This window comes from Halomonas sp. 25-S5, from assembly GCF_029889845.1.
Lineage (GTDB): Bacteria > Pseudomonadota > Gammaproteobacteria > Pseudomonadales > Halomonadaceae > Halomonas.
In genome coordinates, this window is record NZ_JARANV010000001.1 from 392,633 (window position 1) to 407,008 (window position 14,376).

The window sequence follows — 14,376 nt, forward strand, 5'->3', positions numbered from 1 at the left end:
TCATCACTCTCTCGTTGCATCCCCGCGCGCCGGCGTGTTGCGCAGTTCATCGCGGATCTCGCGCAGCAGCAGGATCTCCTCCGGCGGTGCCGTGGGTGGCGTGGGCGCCTTGGCCTGCTGGCGGCGCAGGCGGTTGATGCCCTTGATCAGCAGAAAGACGGCGAAGGCCACGATCAGAAAGCTGACCACGTTGTTGACGAACACGCCGATGTTGAGCGTCACCGCCCCGGCGGCCGTGGCCTCGGCCAGGGTGGCGTAGGGCCCCTCGCCCTTGAGTACCAGGAAGATATCGGAGAAGTCGACGCCGCCCATCAGCAGCCCGATGGGCGGCATCAGCACGTCCTTCACCAGGCTCTGCACGATGGTGCCGAAGGCCCCGCCGACGATGATCCCCACCGCCATGTCCACCACGTTGCCGCGCACGGCAAATTCCTTGAACTCCCTCAGCATGCCTCGCTCTCCCCACGGTTGATAGCGGGTGACAGAATACCAGACGCCGGCAGCGCCCTGCCCTGGATAGGCAGGGCTATCGCATGAACAGAAGAGTTCTCATCGGGGTAGATGGTGAAATGCGCTTGAAGAATGGGGGTCTGTCCCCGATTAGCCCTGCGGCGGCATTCGATAGTGGCTGCTGAACGACTTTACGTGCTCCAGCGCGGCGAGCAGCTCTTCTCCCAGTGTGAAGGCCTTGTTGAGCAGGCTTGCCTGGATATCGGGATCGTCGGGATAGTCATGAGAAAACTGATTGCGCATTTCGCGAAAACGCAACCACTGGGCGGCCGATCGAATGGCACCGATCTTCTCCAGGCGGTTGAGCTTGTCGATGAAGGCCGGGAACTCGCCCGGCTCCTGGGTCAGCTCGAGCACGCCGGGCAGGAGTCGTGCCCCCATGGCATCCTGAAGCTTGGAAAACCGGATCACGAATTGATCCACCACCGCGAGGTCCATTGGCGTGAAGTCGGCCAGGTCCTCAGGCGCGACAGGGAAGCGGTGTTTCAGTGTGCCCATCGCCCAGCGCAGTCGTTCAGCATGGCGTTCGCAGATGTCCAGGCTTCCCTCGAATGCTTCGTGGTTCACAGTGCCACTCCCGTCTCCCTCGCCACGCGATGCACCGGCAGATCCGGGCTCGCCTGTCGGCAGATCACCAGATCGATCTTCTGCTCACCCAGGCGCTGATGCAGCTCCACCATGGCAGTAAGCTTGGCCTCCACAATCTCGTCGGGGTCCTGCAGTTCCGGCTCTATGAACAAGTCGATATCCCCGCCTCGAGCCTGGTCATCCGCCCGGGAACCGAACAGCAGAATGCGAGTTGAGGCACCAAAATGGCGCGTCAGGATCGTTACGATCTCTTGGCGTTCTCGATCGCTCAAGCGCATCACTGCCTCCGCCACTCGCGTTTTATGCCTGTAAGTTTAGCATGGGCCCCTTAGCAGACCGGCATCTTGTGCTGGGAATGGGTGGGAATGGGGGTGGGAATGGGGGTCTGTCCCCGATTAGCCCCCGCCAGCAGGCCGCCGATCGAGGAGGATCGGCGGCCTGCTGGTGACTTATGCTATCCCCGGCCCGTGGGCCGGGACAGGCTTACTTGGCCTTGGGCGCAGTTTCCTTGACGGCCTTGGTGGCGGTCTCGGTAGCGCCCTTGGCGGTTTCCTGGGCTTGCTTGACGTTGCTCTCGGTCAGCTTTTGGCTTTCCTCGGCGAACTCCTGCTGCAGGGCCACAACCTTCTCGGCGTCGCCCTTCAGGCGCTCGGTCAGCTCGTTGGCGACCTGCTGCTGGCCTTCCATGTAGTTCTTGAGGCCTTCGGCATCCTTGACCTCGACCAGGCTACGCAGCTGCGCCAGGCTGGTGTCGGCGTAGGCACGAGTCGCCTCGAGCTGGGCATTGATCAGCTTCTCGGTGGTATCGACCGAGAGTGCGGCGAAGGCGCGTGCCGGAGCGAACATGGATTCCAGCTGGGCGGTGTCGAAGTGCTTGGTATCAAAGGCGAAAAAGTTGGTCATGATGGAACCTCCTGGGTTCTGGATGACGTGGAACGGGAGAGCCCCGCTCTGCTGCAGTGCACAATAGCAAAGAGTTTTGTGCAGTGCAACATCCACCACGCCCTCTACCAAACCCTCGCTGGATGACAGGCGCTATCACCGATCTCGTACAGCAGCCGGCCCTCGGCTAGGCCATGCTTGGCGTAGCGTCGCCGATTCCGAGGCCCTCATGACCCGTCGCGCCCGCCTGCTGCTGCCCGGCACCCCGCTGCATCTCATTCAGCGCGGCAACAACCGCAGCGTCTGCTTTGCCGACGGCGACGACTGCCAGGCCTACCTGACCCTGCTGGACGAGGTCAGCCGTGCCTGCGGCGTGGCGATTCACGCCTATGTGCTGATGACCAACCATGTGCATCTGCTGGCCACCCCGGCGCAGGATCCGCAGGCGATCAGCGCAATGATGAAACGGCTCGGCCAGGTCTATGTACAGCGCTTCAACCGCCGCTACCGGCGCACCGGCACCCTGTTCGAGGGGCGCTTTCGCTCCTGCCTGGTGGCCGAAGCCCGCTACCTGCTGGCCTGTCACGCCTATATCGAACTCAACCCGCTGCGCGCCGGCATGGTGGCGCATCCGGCGGAGTACCGCTGGTCAAGCTATGCCGCCAATGCCCAGGGCAGCCCTGATCCGATCATCACGCCCCATGCGGTGATCCGTGAGCTGGGCGCCACCCCCATCGAGCGCCATGCAGGCTACCGCGAGCTGTTTCGTGAGTATCTGGAGGAAGGGCTTGTCGACGAGATCCGCCAGGTCACCCACAGCGGGCTGGTGCTGGGAACGCCGCGCTTCCAGCAGCAGGTCGCCGAACTGCTGGGCCGACGCACCGTGCGCGGCACGCCGGGGCGCAAGCCCAGGCCCCCACGGGCGGATGTCGAATAAAGGGAAAGGGGGTCTGTCCCCGATTATTCGCCGATTATTCGTAGTGACTCCATAGACGGAGCACTTTGACCACACGCTCGTCATCAATCACCTGGTACACCAGCCGGTGTTGAATGTTGATGCGGCGGGAGTAGGCGCCAGAAAGATCACCCACCAGCTTTTCAAAGGGAGGCGGCTTACGGTAAGGGTCTTCCGACAGCAGAGCCAGCAGCTCCTGCGCCTTTGGCTTCAGGCCACTCGACGCCAGCTTCCTGGCATCTTTCTGGGCCTGCTTGGTGTAAACCAGCTTCCATGTCACCAATCCAACGCCTCGTCGCACTCATCGACAGGAGTATCCATTCCTTCTCGAAGGGTTTCGCGCATACCGGGCACGGAAAGCAAGTAGAGCGTTTCCTGAATGGCAGACCAGTCCTCCTCGGACACCAGAACCGCCTTGTTGCGCTTCCCCATGATGACGATGGGCTGATGGGACTCGGCGGCCTGATCGATCAACCGATAAAGGTTGCCGCGTGCCTCGGTCGCTGTGATACCGGTCATGATGCACCTCATACATGATCCAACCTCACAGGATTGTAAGCCTTTCAAGACGTACGTCAAGACGAACGTAACTGGCCGGCCGCGACACAGCCTCAGAGATGAGGAAAGAAATGGGGGTCTGTCCCCGATTAGCCCTAGCCTTTGAAAAGTGTGTCTCGGCACGATACACTGAAATCCATCTGAAGCGCTCCTCGGGGACCTGGCACGGTGATCCTCACGATCAAGCATAAGGGCCTTCAGGGCCTGTACTTGAAAGGGTCATCGAAAGGCCTTCGCCCCGACCACGTGAACAAGCTCAGACGGATCCTGGCCGCGCTCGACCAAGCCAGGCGGCCCGCCGACATGGATATTCCTGGTTTCCGCCTTCATTCCCTGAAGGAGCAGTACAAGGATCACTGGTCGGTCAGCGTGAGCGGCAACTGGCGCGTGATATGGCGGTTCACCGGAGAGGATGTCGAATTGGTGGACTACCTGGACTACCACTGATCACGTGGCCGGGGGGGTGAGAGGACTTGCCCCGGGGTTACCGTGCGGATTCCCGTAAGAGGAGATGATCATGAACACCACTGGAATGCACAATCCGCCGCACCCCGGCGAGATGCTGCGTGAGGATGTCCTGGACGCCCTGGGTATCTCGGTCGCGGAGACGGCCCGTCGCCTCGGCATGTCTCGGGTCGCCCTTTCACGGGTCCTCCACGGGCATGCCGCCATTTCGCCGGCTCTGGCCGTGCGCCTGGAGCGCGCCGGCGCCGGCACTGCGCGACACTGGCTTGCGATGCAGACCGCCTATGACCTCTGGCAAGCCGAGCACAGCGAACAGCCCGAGGTACGACAATTGGCCTCTTGAACTGGAAATGGGGGTCTGTCTCCGATTAGCCCGCCAGGTCGCGCAGCGCCTCGGGGTGCTTTTCCGCCACACGCAGCAAGGTACGCGCAGTACCGGTAGGCTCACGCCGACCCTGCTCCCAACCACGTAATGTGCCGGGGCTAACGTCCAATAGCTCGGCAAACTCCTTTTGCGAGAGTCCCAACCGATGGCGAATCTGAGCAGCCATGGGGACCTCGACCCGAGTGACCCGAACCGCCTCACCACGCTTCATCTGGCGCACGGACTCCAGAAGATCACGCCCAAACTGATCCAGTTCTTTATCCATGGTCCAGCTCCTCTCTCAATTGTCTCAACAGCGATGCGGGCAGATTGTCAAACTTCGACTTCGAGTACACGATCAGCAACCATACCTGGCCATCATCGAGGGTGTTGTAGCGATGCCTTGGCGCCGCCAGCGGACCTTTCGTACACCACCCGTGCCCGGAATGACATCTCCTGCCAGAGGATCTGCAGCAAGCCAGGTAATGAAGGCCTCTCGCTCATCATCTTGCCAGATCTGCTCCGCATAACGCCGAAACATGGCAGTTTCGATAACCGTGTACATGGAACCATGATACGTCAATGACGCACTCCCCGCAAGGAGAGCACCACAACGCCAGCGGCCGGCATCTCGGCCGCTGGGTGATTCAGGCCAGGTGGAAAATGGAGGTCGGAAAATGGGGGTCTCCCCGATTAGCCATCATGCGACCCGAGGGGAATGACGGCGCGTCTGGTCGCCACGTCCAGCAAGCAGGCCTGCGACGGAGATGTCTTCGTCCAGGCTCTCCCAATGCAAGCCCTCACCACGACCGATCAGCTCCCATTGATCACGCTGCTCAGGAGTACCGTGCAGCAGGCGGGGAAACCAGGCTAGCGGTATCGACAACTCACGACCATCGTCCAGGGCGATACGGAAGGCATCGGTCGTGAAACTCACATCAACCGCCAGCGGATCAGATTCAAGGTTCAAAGTGCGCATACCATGCCTCCATGAAATAGGATTGGTGCCGTTCGACCAGTTTGCGAAGGTGATTGATCTCATGAGCACGCAAGCCTTTGCTCGATTGTAGCTCAACTGGGTCCAACCAGAACTTCGCGATCTGACCTCCGGCAGTCACATGGACGTGAGGAGGTTCTCGTGGGTCACCTTCATCGCTGTAAAAGAAGAACCGATAGCGGCCTTCTTTCAAGAGCGTAGGCATTGCCCCCCCTTTTACTGACAGAAAATCGAATGATGCCCAGGCTGCCCCACTACCACCGTCTCGATCAACCCCGACACCACCAGCCTGTCATCCTGAATCTGGCAGATGATGCGGTAATCTCCCACACGATAGCGCCAGAACTCCATCAACTCGCCCCTCAAGGGCTTGCCCAGTAGGCGCGGATGCTCCAGAGACACTACCCGCTCTTCCAGGTAGGCACGAATGCGCCGGCGGTGTTGAGGGTCGATCTTCTTGAAACTCTTTGCTGCTGAAGCCAGATACTCAATCTTCCAGGTCACGCCAGAACTCCTCGGAGGTCATGACGCGATCCCGGCCCTGACGAAGCTGCTCAAGCGCATGCTCGGCCAGATAGGCATCCTCCAGCTCGTCGAGATGTTCCGCGATCAGCTTACGGAGGTAAAACGTCTTGGAGCGCCCTGTCGCCCGGGACAGATGGGCCAGGCGTGCCTCGATTTCCGGATCCAGGCGGAGACTGATAGGCATGATGCTCGCCTCTTGTGATACATGCGATCAATGTATCGCTGCTTGGCCGAAAACGCCAACGGCCGGCATCGCTGCCGGCCGCTGGGTGGTTCAGGCTAGGGAAATGGGGGTCTGTCACCGATTAGCCCCAGGAAATGGGGGTCTGTCCCTGATTAGCCAGTCGCTTTACATCGGCTGCACGCCCCGCGACACTAGCAGCGTTACATTCCGATACGAATCGGCAACGAGAATATCAAGCCCTTAGGGCCGCAGGGACTGCCATGACCACCGACACCGCCTCCAATCGCCGCCTGATAAAGTGGTTCATCGGCACGGCGATTTTCACCTTTACCGTGCTGCTGCATATCATCTTCCCCAACATGGGCGGCTCCGGGTTGCGCCTGCCCTTCAATGCCACCGTTTGGATGGGCTTCGGCCTGATGATGGCGATCTCCATGTGGCCCGCCACCAGGGGAGTCATCCGCTACAGCAAGTTCCATATCGGGCTCGGGTTGCTGCTGCTGGCCCTGTGGCTGCCCTTCTTCTGGAGCTGGAACGAGGCCTCGCTGATCGCCCTGCCCCGGATGCTGACGGTGACCGCCGGCGCCATCCTGCTCTTGGGGTTGGCCCAGTTGCAGCTGACGCGCCGCGATTGGTGGTGGCTGGGCATGGCCATCCTGCTCGGCGCCCTGATGGAAACCTTACTGGGCTATGTGCAGCTCTACCTGCTCGAACCCGGCAACTGGCTAGGGTACAACCCGGAGCTTGGGCGGCCATACGGCATCTTCCAGCAGGTCAACGTGATGGCCAGCTTCCTGGTCACTGGGCTAGTCATCTCGGCCTGGCTCTTCGGGGAAGCACGAGACAGCAAGCTTGAGCACGGCGTCATCCTGCTCGCGCCGCTCTTCATGCCGGCCCTGATCCTGGTGATCGCCTCCCGTTCGGGCTGGCTGGCGACATTGATTGCAGTGCCAATGGTACTGCTCCATCTGTGGAATCTTGACCGCGCCCGTTTCAGGGCCTGGGCAAGCGCCCTGGCCGCAGGCTGCCTGCTGGCGGTCATTGTCTTGATGAGCCAAGGCGAAGGAGGGCGCAGTGCCGAGTCGATCTCTTCTGAAGGATATCGTCCTCAGGTCTATGAACACAGCCTACGAATGATCGCCGAGAAGCCCATCACCGGCTGGGGGTACGGCAGGTTCCAGCATGATTTCCTGCATAGCCATGCCGAATGGCGCACTGCCGAGGAGGGTCGCGCCACTCTGAAGGAGCACTACAGCCACCCGCACAACGAGCTCTTCTTCTGGGGGATCGAGGGTGGTCTACTGCCGATGTTGGCGATACTGATACTTGCGGGTTGGGTGGCCTGGCGGTTATGGACACATGGACCGCATGGGGAAAGGCTGTTGATGGCCGCCCTGCTGGTACCACTCTCGGTGCACACCATGCTGGAATACCCCTTCTACCATTCCCTAGGCCATTGGCTGGCCTTTCTGTTGTTGCTGGGAATGGTCGTCAAGATGAGCGGGAGGACGAGAATCCGGGCCAACCGCTATACCTTCGGCGTTCGGGCGGGCGCCTGGCTAACGGTGCCCCTTGTGTGGCTCTTCATGACAACCCACCTGCAGGCACTCTGGCAGGTCAGGTCCTACCTGGAAACTAGCGGCCAGAATGCCGGTGCCCTGGCCAGCGTGATCAACCCGCTGGGTATTCCTCACGACCTCGAATTCCTGGTGATGTCCCAGCAGCTCTCGGCCGCTGCGGCCCTGGGCTCCGCCGAGATGGTCGGGACCTATCGCCAGTGGGCAGAAAGACAAGCAACGCTGTTACCCAACCCCGAACTTTACCAGAACATGATTCTGGCCGACGAGGCGTCTGCTCAAAAGGACGACGATACCCAACAGCGTTTCGAACAACTCTTCCCGCATTTTGCACAGAAGCTGGAGGCGCAGGACGAGGCCAAACTGGCGAGCCAACCTGGTACGCTGCAGCGATAGAACACTCGACGCTGTCACGAGCCACCGACGGCTCAAGCAAGTGACGGAAATGAGGACTCGGCAGAGACTGCCGTCGATTACTTGGAATTTGGAAAAGCCAGCGGCCGGCATCGCTGCCGGCCACTGGTTGATTCAGGCTAGGTCGGAAATGGGGGTCTGTCCCCGATTAGCTCCCGATTAGCTACAAGCGGCCGGCATCTCTGCCGGCCGCTGGGTGGTTCAGGCTAGGGAAATGGGGGTCGAAATGGGGGTCTGTCCCCGATTAACCCATTCAGGGAAATGGGGGTCTGTCCCCGATTAGCCTCTGCTAAGTTGAACTTATCGACACTCTGATGGAACCTGCTGCGAATCAAATCCAGTATGCGTACAAAGCCAATCAAGCCCGCCGCTTCCTCCTGAAGTATCAGAGGTCAATACAAGGGTATTACCATCACCAGGAGGCCCCTTGTAAGTAATCGTAATAACTGCCTCGCTGGCCCCTGCTACTGTAGTTGACGTAATCCCAATGCTCTTCACATACTCGCTTGCCGCTGCATCCCATCCAGAATCAATCGCTGCACCAGTCTGCAAATTTTCAGCAGCCGTTATCTTCGCTGACCCTGCCATACTTAATCCTTCACTTACTTGGGCGCGGGTCACATAATCCTGATACCTTGGAATCGCAATCGCCGCCAAAATCCCGATAATCGCCACCACGATCATCAGTTCGATCAGGGTAAAACCGCCCTGCCCGGTCTTCACGTATTTCTGCATGCCTTGTTTCTTCATGGCCCTGCCCCTTGCTCCTGTCCGCCGTGGCGCGTCTGGCATCTGCCTTCTTCTCGCCGCCCGTGCGGGTTCACGTTAGGTGGGCAGGATGAGCCGTCTCAGCCTTTACCCTGCCACCGGGTTCATCGGGCGTCATGCCGCCCGGTAAGGGTTACATTAATTTACGATCTGCAACCCTGCAAGGGGTATTGTAGCCGAAAGGTGAGTGAGTAGCAGAATTTTCATACTACTGTATGAGCCGAAGTGCGAGGAAAAGGTTGAAGGAGCGTGGTGCCGCGCTGGGCGGGGGGTGGCCACAGGGGCTAGAATCAGCGCAGACGACACATTCCAGCGGCACCCTGCTGCGACACCATGAGGCGCCATGAACGACTACCGTCCCCCGTCCCCCGAGATGCCGCCGACTCAGCCTGCGCCCATGCCTTCGGCGCTGCATGGCGCCACCCATCGCCACGGGCTGCGCGGGCTGGCCCGGCGCCTGGTGAGCGATGGCCTGCTGGGCGAGGCGGCGGCGGTACGCGCAGAGTCTGAAGCCCGCGAGGCGGAGATGTCGCTGCTCGAGCACCTGATCGAGGCGGGCATGGTGCCGGCGCGAAAGGCCACGCTGACCGCCGCCTGGGAGTACGGCCTGCCGATCATCGACCTGGACGCCATCCGCCTGGAGAGCCTGCCTCCCGCGGCGGAGTACCCGGACAAGATCCTGCGCCGGCTGGGGGTGTTGCCGCTGGTGCGCCACGGCCATCGGCTCACCGTGGCGGTGCCCTACCCCTCGACGCTCGCCCTGCTCGACGAGCTGCAGTTCGCCACCGGCCTGACGCCGGAGGGGGTGCTGGCCCCGGTGGACCAGCTCGGCCCGGTGCTGGAGGGGTATCTGGCGCGCAGCGAGCGCAGCATGCTCGATGAGCTGGGCGACGTCGACGACGCCGTGGGCCAGCTGGCCTTTGATGAGGGCGTGGTGGACGCCACGGACGAGCAGGCGGCGGTGGCCGCGGCCGGCGACGACGCGCCCATCGTCAAGTTCGTCAACAAGATCCTGCTGGACGCCATCCATCGCGGCGCCTCGGACATCCACTTCGAGCCGTATGAAACCAGTTACCGGGTGCGCTTCCGCATCGACGGCATCCTCCACGACGTGGCCCACCCGCCCTTCGCCATGCGCTCGCGGATCTCGGCGCGCTTGAAAGTGATGTCGCGGCTGGACATCTCGGAACGCCGCCTGCCGCAAGATGGCGCCATCAAGCTCAAGCTCTCCACCACCCGCTCCATCGACTTTCGCGTCAACTCGCTGCCCACGGTCTACGGCGAGAAGATGGTGCTGCGCATCCTCGACCCCAGCTCCGCCCAGATGGGCATCGAGCAGCTGGGCTTCACCCCCGAGCAGCGCGACATGTACGAGGCGGTGCTCGACGACCCCCAGGGCATGATCCTGGTCACCGGCCCCACCGGCAGCGGCAAGACGGTGACCCTCTACACCGGCATCAATATCCTCAACCAGGTGGAGCGCAACATCTGCACCGCCGAGGACCCGGTGGAGATCAAGGTGCCGGGGGTCAACCAAGTGAACGTGCTGCCCAAGATCGGTCTGGACTTCGCCAGCGCCCTGCGCGCCTTCCTGCGTCAGGACCCTGACGTGGTGATGGTCGGCGAGATCCGCGACCTGGAGACCGCCGAGATCGCCGTCAAGGCCTCCCAGACCGGCCACCTGGTGCTCAGCACGGTGCATACCAACTCGGCGGCGGAGACGCTGACGCGCCTGGCCAACATGGGCGTGGCGCCCTTCAATATCGCCAGCTCGGTGAGCCTGATCATCGCCCAGCGCCTGGCGCGGCGGCTCTGCAAGCGCTGCAAGCAGCCGGCGGACATCCCCCGCGAGGTGCTGCGGCAGCAGGGCTTCACCGAGGAGGAGGTGGCCAGTTCCACCATCTTTGAGCCGGTGGGCTGCAAGCACTGCACCCAAGGCTTCAAGGGCCGGGTGGGCATCTACGAGGTGGTGCCAATCAGCAATGACATGAGCCACCTGATCATGACCGAGGGCAACTCGCGCGACTTTGATCAGCTGGCCAGAAAGGAAGGCCACCCGGACCTGCGGCGCAGCGGGCTCTTGAAGGTAATGCAGGGGCTGACCAGCCTGGCCGAGGTCAACCGGGTAACGAAGGACTAGCGAAAAGCGGCCAAGCGGCGCGGTATTGTAAGAGCTGTGCTTGTTGGGGGTGGTGTTTTGTGGGAGCCGTCGGTTCGACGCTTCGACTTGCACGGCGATTTGTGCTCTCCGCCTTTCGCGGTGCAAGCACCGCTCCCACAAGTAGCTCAGTGGCGGCTACAGCAACTGCAGGAGCAATCGGCACCCACAAAATCCAACAACCGCCGTGCAAGACCTGACAACACATAACGCAGGGACAGGGAAATGAACATGGCAACGAAGCCCATGCGCAAGTCACAGAAGACCAAGCTCTATCGCTGGCGCTGGAGCGGCAAGGGGCCCCAGGGGCGCAAGGTGGGCGGCGAGATCATCGCGCCCCGCAAGGCCGAGGTGGAGAAGCTCCTGGCCGGCCAGAACATCATGGTCAAGCAGATTCGCCGCAAGAGCGGGTTCGGCGGCGGCATGGGCAAGATCAAGCCGCGGGACATCATGCTCTTCGCCCGCCAGATGGCGACCATGATCCGCGCCGGCGTGCCGGTGCTGCAGGCCTTCCAGGTGGTGGCGGAGAGCCTCAAGAAGCCGGCCATGAGCGCGCTGGTGCAGGAGCTGATGAACGACGTGGCGGCCGGTTCCAGCTTCTCCGAGGCGCTCAAGCGCCATCCCCAGCACTTCGATCGGCTGTTTGCCAACCTGGTGGAGGCCGGGGAGCAGTCGGGCTCACTGGATCGCATGCTCGAGCGAATCGCGACCTACAAGGAGAAGGTAGAGTCGCTCAAGAGCCGCGTGAAGAAGGCGCTCTGGTATCCCGCGTCGGTCCTCGTGGTCGCCTTTGCCGTCACGGCCCTGCTGCTGATCAAGGTGGTGCCACAGTTCGAGAGCCTCTTCCATGGCTTCGGCGCCGAGCTGCCCGCCATGACCCGCATGACCATCGCTCTCTCGGAGTTCGCCCAGCAATACTGGTGGTGGGGCCTGCTCGGCGTCGCGGCCTTCATCTTCTTCCTGCGCGCCGGCATGAAGAAGTCCGTGGCGTTCCGCTACCGCATGCATGCGCTCTCGCTGCGCATCCCGGTGATCGGCGACATCCTCGACAAGTCGGCCGTGTCGCGCTACTCGCGTACGCTCGCCACCACCTTCGGCGCCGGCGTGCCGCTGGTGGAGGCATTGGAAACCGCCGAGGGCGCGGCGGGCAACATGGTCTACGAGCGCGCCATCGCCCAGATCCGCGAGGACGTGGCCACCGGCCAGCAGCTCAACTTCGCCATGCGCCTCACCGAGCAGTTCCCGGCGCTGGCGGTGCAGATGGTGGGGATCGGCGAGGAGGCCGGCTCGCTGGATGCCATGCTCAACCGGGTGGCGGACTACTACGAGGAGGAGGTCGACAACAAGGTGGATACCCTCACCTCGCTGCTCGAGCCCTTCATCATCGTGGTGCTGGGCGTGCTGGTCGGCGGCCTGGTGATCTCGATGTACCTGCCGATCTTCGAACTGGGCAGCGTGATCGGCTAAAGCGCCGAGCGGCCAAGCAGCCAAGCAGCCGAGCGGCCAAGCGGCCAAGCGGCCAAGCGGCCAAGCGGCCAGCCGATGATATAAAGGACCAGGAACCTGATCCAATGGGAGGCTTGATCATGCGCACCACCTATGACGAGGCGGATGACATCCTGGTACTGCACCTTGCCGACAAGCCGATAGCTCGTGAACGCTCTCAGGACTGGAACACGCATATCAGCTATGCAGAGGACGGCACCATCGTCGAGGTGGTGATCCTGGAAGCCTCGAAACAGGGCGCCTGGCCGCTGCTGAAGAGCGCGGCGGCGTGATTTAACGCCGAGCGCCGAGCGCCGAGCGCCGAGCGCCGAGCGCCGAGCGCCGAGCAGGATGATGGCAGCGGCCGTAATGTGGGAGCTGTCGGTTCGACGTTTGGACTTGCACGGCGATAGGTTTTTTGTGGGAGCGGTGCTTGCACGGCGATTTTCGCCCTCCGCCTTTCGCGGTGCGAGCACCGCTCCCACGACACCCTGCTTCCACAGAATCCTGCACTCACATCGTCAGTCATGCAGCCAGACCGGCGTGCCCGGCAGGGCGATCTCGAACAGCGCCAGCAGCTCACCATCTCGCACACGGATGCAGCCATGGGAGCGGGCGACGCCCATGGGCTCGCTCGGCGGGGTGCCGTGCAGGTAGATATAGCGCCGCTGGGAGTCCACGTTGCCGCCGCGGTTGCGGCCCGGCTCCAGGCCGCTTAGCCAGAGGATGCGGGTAAGGATCCAGTCGCGGCCCGGGTGCTCGGCGGCCAGGGCCTCGCTGTAGACCTCGCCGGTGGGCCGGCGGCCGCGGTAGACGGACCCCGGCGGGTTACCCGCGCCGATGGCGGCACGAATGGTGTGCCAGCCCAGCGGCGTGGCGCCGCTGCCCTCCTCCTCCCCGGTGCCATTGGCGGCCGTGGAGACCTCGCAGGACCACTCGACCTCGCGCCCCCGCCAGACGCTGAGCCGCTGGGCGGCCGTGTCGATCTCCAGCCACACACCCTCCGCCGGCGGCAGTTCGGTGAGCAAGGGCGTGCGCATCAGCCGGCCTCGCGCCGGGCCGGGGCAGGCTCGGGCAGCGGCGCGTTCATGGCCGCCACCACCACCGGGCGCAGGCGACGCACCAGGTCGCGCACGCTGACGTGCTCGCCGTAGTCCTTCTCGGCGATGTCGCGCAGGGCATCCAGGCCGGAGAGCGTGAAGATCACCGTGCCCAGCATGAAGTGCAGCCGCCAGAAGCGCTCGGCATCGGGCAGTTCCGGCGTGGCGCGGCGCACCAGCTCCGTGAAGCGGGTGAAGACGCTGCCGTACTCCTCCTGGATGTAGCGGCGCAGGTGGCCCTGGGCCTGGCTGTAGGCGAGCCCCAGCAGGCGCATGAACCCCTTGAGGCTGTTGCGCTCCGCCGGCACCTCGAGCACGCTGCGCGCCATGGTCTCCAGCAATTCTTCCAGCGGAATCACGCCCCCCGCGTGGTCCGCCTCGAGCTCGTCGAGGGCGGCGTGGAAGCGCACGGTGAAGGGGTCGAGGTAGCGCGCGAAGACCGCCTGGATCAGCGACTTCTTGGAGCCGAAGTGATAGTTGACCGCCGCCAGGTTGACCTTGGCCTTGCTGGTGATGTTGCGCAGCGAGGTCTCGGCGAAGCCGCGCTCGGCGAACAGCACCTCGGCGGTATCGAGGATGCGCGTGACGGTGTCGGGCTGCTGGGCCATGGGCAACGGCTCCACATCATTGGAAACAATTGTTTGAATGTTCCGCGAGTGTATGACAGCCAAGGGCGCGGCTCAATGCCGCAGGGGGCAGGGTGTTTGAAACGGGGGCGAAGAGCGGCAGGGGCCTGATAGGGGTCGGGAAGGCTTAGCCTCCCCGCCCTCCGAACCGTGCGTGCGGTTCTCCCGCACACGGCTCTCCAGTTGATGGTTTCCTCATCGGGATTGGCTCGCGTGCTGC

20 protein-coding genes are annotated in these 14,376 nt (G+C 62.7%); 7 read left to right on the forward strand and 13 right to left on the reverse strand.

Annotated features, from left to right (window positions below; genetic code table 11):
* Window positions 1-3: 3 nt before the first annotated feature.
* The 4 genes from mscL to OP498_RS01850 form a co-directional block, all read right to left on the reverse strand.
* On the reverse strand, window positions 4-450 hold the full coding sequence (mscL, locus tag OP498_RS01835) for a large conductance mechanosensitive channel protein MscL (protein ID WP_280551832.1): 447 nt from the start codon (window positions 448-450) through the stop codon (window positions 4-6).
* A 150-nt stretch (window positions 451-600) separates the two neighbouring features.
* Window positions 601-1,077: a hypothetical protein gene (locus OP498_RS01840; protein WP_280551833.1), complete on the reverse strand. Its 477-nt coding sequence runs from the start codon at window positions 1,075-1,077 to the stop codon at window positions 601-603.
* A complete protein-coding gene (locus tag OP498_RS01845; protein ID WP_280550628.1) occupies window positions 1,074-1,376 on the reverse strand; it encodes a nucleotidyltransferase domain-containing protein in 303 nt (100 codons plus the stop codon). The genes OP498_RS01840 and OP498_RS01845 overlap by 4 nt, the downstream gene beginning before the upstream one ends.
* A 205-nt stretch (window positions 1,377-1,581) precedes the next feature.
* Window positions 1,582-2,001 carry a phasin family protein gene (locus OP498_RS01850; protein WP_280550626.1) on the reverse strand — a complete coding sequence of 140 codons (420 nt, stop codon included), beginning with the start codon at window positions 1,999-2,001 and terminating at the stop codon, window positions 1,582-1,584.
* A 208-nt stretch (window positions 2,002-2,209) separates the two neighbouring features.
* On the opposite strand from OP498_RS01850, the gene OP498_RS01855 reads away from it, so the two are divergent.
* Window positions 2,210-2,917, forward strand: coding sequence for a transposase (locus OP498_RS01855; RefSeq protein WP_280551836.1), 708 nt, complete (start codon window positions 2,210-2,212; stop codon window positions 2,915-2,917).
* Window positions 2,918-2,951: 34 nt separating this feature from the next.
* Here the strand turns inward: OP498_RS01855 and OP498_RS01860 are convergent, their stop codons facing one another.
* Both OP498_RS01860 and OP498_RS01865 read right to left on the reverse strand, forming a co-directional pair.
* Window positions 2,952-3,215, reverse strand: coding sequence for a Txe/YoeB family addiction module toxin (locus tag OP498_RS01860; RefSeq protein WP_280551837.1), 264 nt, complete (start codon window positions 3,213-3,215; stop codon window positions 2,952-2,954).
* Window positions 3,212-3,454: a type II toxin-antitoxin system Phd/YefM family antitoxin gene (locus OP498_RS01865; protein ID WP_280551838.1), complete on the reverse strand. Its 243-nt coding sequence runs from the start codon at window positions 3,452-3,454 to the stop codon at window positions 3,212-3,214. The genes OP498_RS01860 and OP498_RS01865 overlap by 4 nt, the downstream gene beginning before the upstream one ends.
* Before the next feature lie 207 nt (window positions 3,455-3,661).
* Between OP498_RS01865 and OP498_RS01870 the strand changes: the two genes are divergently transcribed.
* Together OP498_RS01870 and OP498_RS01875 are read left to right on the forward strand one after the other, a co-directional pair.
* On the forward strand, window positions 3,662-3,940 hold the full coding sequence (locus OP498_RS01870) for a type II toxin-antitoxin system RelE/ParE family toxin (RefSeq protein ID WP_280551839.1): 279 nt from the start codon (window positions 3,662-3,664) through the stop codon (window positions 3,938-3,940).
* A 70-nt stretch (window positions 3,941-4,010) separates the two neighbouring features.
* Window positions 4,011-4,301 carry a HigA family addiction module antitoxin gene (locus OP498_RS01875; protein WP_280551841.1) on the forward strand — a complete coding sequence of 97 codons (291 nt, stop codon included), beginning with the start codon at window positions 4,011-4,013 and terminating at the stop codon, window positions 4,299-4,301.
* Between the two features lie 25 nt (window positions 4,302-4,326).
* Here OP498_RS01875 and OP498_RS01880 read toward each other — a convergent pair whose 3' ends face one another.
* The 4 genes from OP498_RS01880 to OP498_RS01895 form a co-directional block, all read right to left on the reverse strand.
* Window positions 4,327-4,608, reverse strand: a complete 282-nt coding sequence (locus OP498_RS01880; RefSeq protein WP_280551843.1) for a helix-turn-helix domain-containing protein — start codon at window positions 4,606-4,608, stop codon at window positions 4,327-4,329.
* Between the two features lie 414 nt (window positions 4,609-5,022).
* On the reverse strand, window positions 5,023-5,301 hold the full coding sequence (locus OP498_RS01885) for a DUF2442 domain-containing protein (protein WP_280551845.1): 279 nt from the start codon (window positions 5,299-5,301) through the stop codon (window positions 5,023-5,025).
* Window positions 5,302-5,535: 234 nt separating this feature from the next.
* The gene (locus OP498_RS01890) at window positions 5,536-5,823 is read right to left on the reverse strand and encodes a type II toxin-antitoxin system RelE/ParE family toxin (RefSeq protein ID WP_280551847.1); all 288 of its coding nucleotides are present in this window, start codon (window positions 5,821-5,823) and stop codon (window positions 5,536-5,538) included.
* Window positions 5,807-6,028 (reverse strand): TraY domain-containing protein, encoded by a 222-nt coding sequence (locus tag OP498_RS01895; protein WP_280550612.1) that lies wholly within the window; start codon window positions 6,026-6,028, stop codon window positions 5,807-5,809. The genes OP498_RS01890 and OP498_RS01895 overlap by 17 nt, the downstream gene beginning before the upstream one ends.
* Window positions 6,029-6,288: 260 nt before the next feature.
* Here OP498_RS01895 and OP498_RS01900 point away from each other — a divergent pair, with 260 nt between their 5' ends.
* Window positions 6,289-8,001 (forward strand): Wzy polymerase domain-containing protein, encoded by a 1,713-nt coding sequence (locus OP498_RS01900; protein WP_280551849.1) that lies wholly within the window; start codon window positions 6,289-6,291, stop codon window positions 7,999-8,001.
* A 318-nt stretch (window positions 8,002-8,319) separates the two neighbouring features.
* Here the strand turns inward: OP498_RS01900 and OP498_RS01905 are convergent, their stop codons facing one another.
* Window positions 8,320-8,769, reverse strand: coding sequence for a pilin (locus OP498_RS01905; protein ID WP_280551852.1), 450 nt, complete (start codon window positions 8,767-8,769; stop codon window positions 8,320-8,322).
* A 361-nt stretch (window positions 8,770-9,130) separates the two neighbouring features.
* Between OP498_RS01905 and pilB the strand changes: the two genes are divergently transcribed.
* The 3 genes from pilB to OP498_RS01920 all read left to right on the forward strand — a co-directional run bounded on the left by pilB (window position 9,131) and on the right by OP498_RS01920 (window position 12,723).
* A complete protein-coding gene (gene pilB / locus OP498_RS01910) occupies window positions 9,131-10,927 on the forward strand; it encodes a type IV-A pilus assembly ATPase PilB (protein ID WP_280551854.1) in 1,797 nt (598 codons plus the stop codon).
* A 249-nt stretch (window positions 10,928-11,176) separates the two neighbouring features.
* Window positions 11,177-12,412, forward strand: a complete 1,236-nt coding sequence (locus OP498_RS01915; RefSeq protein WP_280551856.1) for a type II secretion system F family protein — start codon at window positions 11,177-11,179, stop codon at window positions 12,410-12,412.
* A 119-nt stretch (window positions 12,413-12,531) separates the two neighbouring features.
* The gene (locus tag OP498_RS01920; RefSeq protein WP_280551858.1) at window positions 12,532-12,723 is read left to right on the forward strand and encodes a DUF2283 domain-containing protein; all 192 of its coding nucleotides are present in this window, start codon (window positions 12,532-12,534) and stop codon (window positions 12,721-12,723) included.
* A 228-nt stretch (window positions 12,724-12,951) separates the two neighbouring features.
* On the opposite strand, the gene OP498_RS01925 is transcribed toward OP498_RS01920, so the two are convergent.
* Window positions 12,952-13,470, reverse strand: a complete 519-nt coding sequence (locus tag OP498_RS01925; RefSeq protein WP_280551860.1) for a L,D-transpeptidase — start codon at window positions 13,468-13,470, stop codon at window positions 12,952-12,954.
* Window positions 13,470-14,138 carry a TetR/AcrR family transcriptional regulator gene (locus tag OP498_RS01930; protein ID WP_280551863.1) on the reverse strand — a complete coding sequence of 223 codons (669 nt, stop codon included), beginning with the start codon at window positions 14,136-14,138 and terminating at the stop codon, window positions 13,470-13,472. The genes OP498_RS01925 and OP498_RS01930 overlap by 1 nt, the downstream gene beginning before the upstream one ends.
* Window positions 14,139-14,376 lie beyond the last annotated feature (238 nt).

What these genes read in the sequence shown, in the direction of transcription:
- OP498_RS01865 (WP_280551838.1), bottom strand. Translation starts at nt 3,454, where the DNA reads ATGACCGGTATCACAGCGACCGAGGCACGCGGCAACCTTTATCGGTTG.
- OP498_RS01845 (WP_280550628.1), bottom strand. Translation starts at nt 1,376, where the DNA reads ATGCGCTTGAGCGATCGAGAACGCCAAGAGATCGTAACGATCCTGACG.
- OP498_RS01905 (WP_280551852.1), bottom strand. Translation starts at nt 8,769, where the DNA reads ATGAAGAAACAAGGCATGCAGAAATACGTGAAGACCGGGCAGGGCGGT.
- OP498_RS01895 (WP_280550612.1), bottom strand. Translation starts at nt 6,028, where the DNA reads ATGCCTATCAGTCTCCGCCTGGATCCGGAAATCGAGGCACGCCTGGCC.
- mscL (WP_280551832.1), bottom strand. Translation starts at nt 450, where the DNA reads ATGCTGAGGGAGTTCAAGGAATTTGCCGTGCGCGGCAACGTGGTGGAC.
- OP498_RS01885 (WP_280551845.1), bottom strand. Translation starts at nt 5,301, where the DNA reads ATGCGCACTTTGAACCTTGAATCTGATCCGCTGGCGGTTGATGTGAGT.
- OP498_RS01850 (WP_280550626.1), bottom strand. Translation starts at nt 2,001, where the DNA reads ATGACCAACTTTTTCGCCTTTGATACCAAGCACTTCGACACCGCCCAG.
- OP498_RS01915 (WP_280551856.1), top strand. Translation starts at nt 11,177, where the DNA reads ATGGCAACGAAGCCCATGCGCAAGTCACAGAAGACCAAGCTCTATCGC.
- OP498_RS01920 (WP_280551858.1), top strand. Translation starts at nt 12,532, where the DNA reads ATGCGCACCACCTATGACGAGGCGGATGACATCCTGGTACTGCACCTT.
- OP498_RS01900 (WP_280551849.1), top strand. Translation starts at nt 6,289, where the DNA reads ATGACCACCGACACCGCCTCCAATCGCCGCCTGATAAAGTGGTTCATC.
- OP498_RS01875 (WP_280551841.1), top strand. Translation starts at nt 4,011, where the DNA reads ATGAACACCACTGGAATGCACAATCCGCCGCACCCCGGCGAGATGCTG.
- OP498_RS01855 (WP_280551836.1), top strand. Translation starts at nt 2,210, where the DNA reads ATGACCCGTCGCGCCCGCCTGCTGCTGCCCGGCACCCCGCTGCATCTC.
- OP498_RS01925 (WP_280551860.1), bottom strand. Translation starts at nt 13,470, where the DNA reads ATGCGCACGCCCTTGCTCACCGAACTGCCGCCGGCGGAGGGTGTGTGG.
- OP498_RS01930 (WP_280551863.1), bottom strand. Translation starts at nt 14,138, where the DNA reads ATGGCCCAGCAGCCCGACACCGTCACGCGCATCCTCGATACCGCCGAG.
- pilB (WP_280551854.1), top strand. Translation starts at nt 9,131, where the DNA reads ATGAACGACTACCGTCCCCCGTCCCCCGAGATGCCGCCGACTCAGCCT.
- OP498_RS01880 (WP_280551843.1), bottom strand. Translation starts at nt 4,608, where the DNA reads ATGGATAAAGAACTGGATCAGTTTGGGCGTGATCTTCTGGAGTCCGTG.